The organism is Acinetobacter sp. YH12049 (assembly GCF_013419875.1).
GTDB classification, from domain to species: Bacteria; Pseudomonadota; Gammaproteobacteria; order Pseudomonadales; family Moraxellaceae; genus Acinetobacter; species Acinetobacter amyesii.
Genome location: NZ_VOZH01000086.1, coordinates 1 through 4168, shown reverse-complemented (window position 1 = coordinate 4168; position 4168 = coordinate 1). Strand labels below are relative to the sequence as shown.

Sequence of the window (4168 nt, the reverse complement as noted above, 5' to 3'; positions counted from 1 at the left end):
TCTACGGCACGTTTGAAGGCGCGCTGAAAGGTCTGGTCATACATGTGATGGCGACGCACGACACCGCTCCGTGGATCGGTCGAATGCGTGTGCTGCGCAAAAACCCAGAACCACGGCCAGGAATGCCCGGCGCGCGGATACTTCCGCTCAAGGGCGTCGGGAAGCGCAACGCCGCTGCGGCCCTCGGCCTGGTCCTTCAGCCACCATGCCCGTGCACGCGACAGCTGCTCGCGCAGGCTGGGTGCCAAGCTCTCGGGTAACATCAAGGCCCGATCCTTGGAGCCCTTGCCCTCCCGCACGATGATCGTGCCGTGATCGAAATCCAGATCCTTGACCCGCAGTTGCAAACCCTCACTGATCCGCATGCCCGTTCCATACAGAAGCTGGGCGAACAAACGATGCTCGCCTTCCAGAAAACCGAGGATGCGAACCACTTCATCCGGGGTCAGCACCACCGGCAAGCGCCGCGACGGCCGAGGTCTTCCGATCTCCTGAAGCCAGGGCAGATCCGTGCACAGCACCTTGCCGTAGAAGAACAGCAAGGCCGCCAATGCCTGACGATGCGTGGAGACCGAAACCTTGCGCTCGTTCGCCAGCCAGGACAGAAATGCCTCGACTTCGCTGCTGCCCAAGGTTGCCGGGTGACGCACACCGTGGAAACGGATGAAGGCACGAACCCAGTGGACATAAGCCTGTTCGGTTGGTAAGCTGTAATGCAAGTAGCGTATGCGCTCACGCAACTGGTCCAGAACCTTGACCGAACGCAGCGGTGGTAACGGCGCAGTGGCGGTTTTCATGGCTTGTTATGACTGTTTTTTTGTACAGTCTATGCCTCGGGCATCCAAGCAGCAAGCGCGTTACGCCGTGGGTCGATGTTTGATGTTATGGAGCAGCAACGATGTTACGCAGCAGGGCAGTCGCCCTAAAACAAAGTTATGCAGCCAAATCCCAACAATTAAGGGTCTTAAAATGGTAAAAGATTGGATTCCCATCTCTCATGATAATTACAAGCAGGTGCAAGGACCGTTCTATCATGGAACCAAAGCCAATTTGGCGATTGGTGACTTGCTAACCACAGGGTTCATCTCTCATTTCGAGGACGGTCGTATTCTTAAGCACATCTACTTTTCAGCCTTGATGGAGCCAGCAGTTTGGGGAGCTGAACTTGCTATGTCACTGTCTGGCCTCGAGGGTCGCGGCTACATATACATAGTTGAGCCAACAGGACCGTTCGAAGACGATCCGAATCTTACGAACAAAAGATTTCCCGGTAATCCAACACAGTCCTATAGAACCTGCGAACCCTTGAGAATTGTTGGCGTTGTTGAAGACTGGGAGGGGCATCCTGTTGAATTAATAAGGGGAATGTTGGATTCGTTGGAGGACTTAAAGCGCCGTGGTTTACACGTCATTGAAGACTAGTCCTTTGCATAACAAAGCCATCAAACCGGACGCCAGAGATTCCGCGCCTGTTGCGCATGGCTTCGCCATTTTATGCGCAATAGGCGCGCCACCCTGTCGCCGTTTATGGCGGCGTTAGGCATCACAAAGTACAGCATCGTGACCAACAGCAACGATTCCGTCACACTGCGCCTCATGACTGAGCATGACCTTGCGATGCTCTATGAGTGGCTAAATCGATCTCATATCGTCGAGTGGTGGGGCGGAGAAGAAGCACGCCCGACACTTGCTGACGTACAGGAACAGTACTTGCCAAGCGTTTTAGCGCAAGAGTCCGTCACTCCATACATTGCAATGCTGAATGGAGAGCCGATTGGGTATGCCCAGTCGTACGTTGCTCTTGGAAGCGGGGACGGATGGTGGGAAGAAGAAACCGATCCAGGAGTACGCGGAATAGACCAGTCACTGGCGAATGCATCACAACTGGGCAAAGGCTTGGGAACCAAGCTGGTTCGAGCTCTGGTTGAGTTGCTGTTCAATGATCCCGAGGTCACCAAGATCCAAACGGACCCGTCGCCGAGCAACTTGCGAGCGATCCGATGCTACGAGAAAGCGGGGTTTGAGAGGCAAGGTACCGTAACCACCCCAGATGGTCCAGCCGTGTACATGGTTCAAACACGCCAGGCATTCGAGCGAACACGCAGTGATGCCTAACCCTTCCATCGAGGGGGACGTCCAAGGGCTGGCGCCCTTGGCCGCCCCTCATGTCAAACGTTAGATGCACTAAGCACATAATTGCTCACAGCCAAACTATCAGGTCAAGTCTGCTTTTATTATTTTTAAGCGTGCATAATAAGCCCTACACAAATTGGGAGATATATCATGAAAGGCTGGCTTTTTCTTGTTATCGCAATAGTTGGCGAAGTAATCGCAACATCCGCATTAAAATCTAGCGAGGGCTTTACTAAGCTTGCCCCTTCCGCCGTTGTCATAATCGGTTATGGCATCGCATTTTATTTTCTTTCTCTGGTTCTGAAATCCATCCCTGTCGGTGTTGCTTATGCAGTCTGGTCGGGACTCGGCGTCGTCATAATTACAGCCATTGCCTGGTTGCTTCATGGGCAAAAGCTTGATGCGTGGGGCTTTGTAGGTATGGGGCTCATAATTGCTGCCTTTTTGCTCGCCCGATCCCCATCGTGGAAGTCGCTGCGGAGGCCGACGCCATGGTGACGGTGTTCGGCATTCTGAATCTCACCGAGGACTCCTTCTTCGATGAGAGCCGGCGGCTAGACCCCGCCGGCGCTGTCACCGCGGCGATCGAAATGCTGCGAGTCGGATCAGACGTCGTGGATGTCGGACCGGCCGCCAGCCATCCGGACGCGAGGCCTGTATCGCCGGCCGATGAGATCAGACGTATTGCGCCGCTCTTAGACGCCCTGTCCGATCAGATGCACCGTGTTTCAATCGACAGCTTCCAACCGGAAACCCAGCGCTATGCGCTCAAGCGCGGCGTGGGCTACCTGAACGATATCCAAGGATTTCCTGACCCTGCGCTCTATCCCGATATTGCTGAGGCGGACTGCAGGCTGGTGGTTATGCACTCAGCGCAGCGGGATGGCATCGCCACCCGCACCGGTCACCTTCGACCCGAAGACGCGCTCGACGAGATTGTGCGGTTCTTCGAGGCGCGGGTTTCCGCCTTGCGACGGAGCGGGGTCGCTGCCGACCGGCTCATCCTCGATCCGGGGATGGGATTTTTCTTGAGCCCCGCACCGGAAACATCGCTGCACGTGCTGTCGAACCTTCAAAAGCTGAAGTCGGCGTTGGGGCTTCCGCTATTGGTCTCGGTGTCGCGGAAATCCTTCTTGGGCGCCACCGTTGGCCTTCCTGTAAAGGATCTGGGTCCAGCGAGCCTTGCGGCGGAACTTCACGCGATCGGCAATGGCGCTGACTACGTCCGCACCCACGCGCCTGGAGATCTGCGAAGCGCAATCACCTTCTCGGAAACCCTCGCGAAATTTCGCAGTCGCGACGCCAGAGACCGAGGGTTAGATCATGCCTAGCATTCACCTTCCGGCCGCCCGCTAGCGGACCCTGGTCAGGTTCCGCGAAGGTGGGCGCAGACATGCTGGGCTCGTCAGGATCAAACTGCACTATGAGGCGGCGGTTCATACCGCGCCAGGGGAGCGAATGGACAGCGAGGAGCCTCCGAACGTTCGGGTCGCCTGCTCGGGTGATATCGACGAGGTTGTGCGGCTGATGCACGACGCTGCGGCGTGGATGTCCGCCAAGGGAACGCCCGCCTGGGACGTCGCGCGGATCGACCGGACATTCGCGGAGACCTTCGTCCTGAGATCCGAGCTCCTAGTCGCGAGTTGCAGCGACGGCATCGTCGGCTGTTGCACCTTGTCGGCCGAGGATCCCGAGTTCTGGCCCGACGCCCTCAAGGGGGAGGCCGCATATCTGCACAAGCTCGCGGTGCGACGGACACATGCGGGCCGGGGTGTCAGCTCCGCGCTGATCGAGGCTTGCCGCCATGCCGCGCGAACGCAGGGGTGCGCCAAGCTGCGGCTCGACTGCCACCCGAACCTGCGTGGCCTATACGAGCGGCTCGGATTCACCCACGTCGACACTTTCAATCCCGGCTGGGATCCAACCTTCATCGCAGAACGCCTAGAACTCGAAATCTAACGTCCGTTCGGGCATCGAGGTCCATGTCGGGGTGGGACGGGCCCGTGGCTTCAAGATCACTTGCAGTCCGACCGCG

Annotated in this window: 6 protein-coding genes; 5 read left to right on the top strand and 1 reads right to left on the bottom strand. The window is 57.3% G+C overall.

Annotation, left to right across the window (positions count from 1 at the left end; genetic code table 11):
- The coding region (intI1, locus tag FTU05_RS17370; protein ID WP_079284715.1) for a class 1 integron integrase IntI1 at positions 1–797 on the bottom strand (797 nt) is incomplete at its 3' end.
- Positions 798–969: 172 nt separating this feature from the next.
- Between intI1 and FTU05_RS17365 the strand changes: the two genes are divergently transcribed.
- From FTU05_RS17365 to FTU05_RS17345, 5 genes are all read left to right on the top strand, one after another.
- A complete protein-coding gene (locus tag FTU05_RS17365) occupies positions 970–1422 on the top strand; it encodes an NAD(+)--rifampin ADP-ribosyltransferase Arr-3 (protein ID WP_001749986.1) in 453 nt (150 codons plus the stop codon).
- Positions 1423–1527: 105 nt separating this feature from the next.
- Complete coding sequence (aac(6')-Ib, locus tag FTU05_RS17360) at positions 1528–2115, top strand: AAC(6')-Ib family aminoglycoside 6'-N-acetyltransferase (RefSeq protein ID WP_033917551.1); 588 nt, start codon at positions 1528–1530, stop codon at positions 2113–2115.
- 168 nt (positions 2116–2283) lie between these two features.
- On the top strand, positions 2284–2631 hold the full coding sequence (locus FTU05_RS17355) for a quaternary ammonium compound efflux SMR transporter QacE delta 1 (RefSeq protein WP_000679427.1): 348 nt from the start codon (positions 2284–2286) through the stop codon (positions 2629–2631).
- Complete coding sequence (gene sul1 / locus FTU05_RS17350; protein WP_000259031.1) at positions 2625–3464, top strand: sulfonamide-resistant dihydropteroate synthase Sul1; 840 nt, start codon at positions 2625–2627, stop codon at positions 3462–3464. Before FTU05_RS17355 ends, sul1 begins: the two co-directional genes overlap by 7 nt.
- 127 nt (positions 3465–3591) lie before the next feature.
- A complete protein-coding gene (locus FTU05_RS17345) occupies positions 3592–4092 on the top strand; it encodes a GNAT family N-acetyltransferase (protein ID WP_000376623.1) in 501 nt (166 codons plus the stop codon).
- Positions 4093–4168 lie beyond the last annotated feature (76 nt).

Coding starts and splice junctions, on each gene's coding strand:
- FTU05_RS17365 (WP_001749986.1), top strand. CDS start 970: ATGGTAAAAGATTGGATTCCCATCTCTCATGATAATTACAAGCAGGTG.
- FTU05_RS17355 (WP_000679427.1), top strand. CDS start 2,284: ATGAAAGGCTGGCTTTTTCTTGTTATCGCAATAGTTGGCGAAGTAATC.
- sul1 (WP_000259031.1), top strand. CDS start 2,625: ATGGTGACGGTGTTCGGCATTCTGAATCTCACCGAGGACTCCTTCTTC.
- FTU05_RS17345 (WP_000376623.1), top strand. CDS start 3,592: ATGGACAGCGAGGAGCCTCCGAACGTTCGGGTCGCCTGCTCGGGTGAT.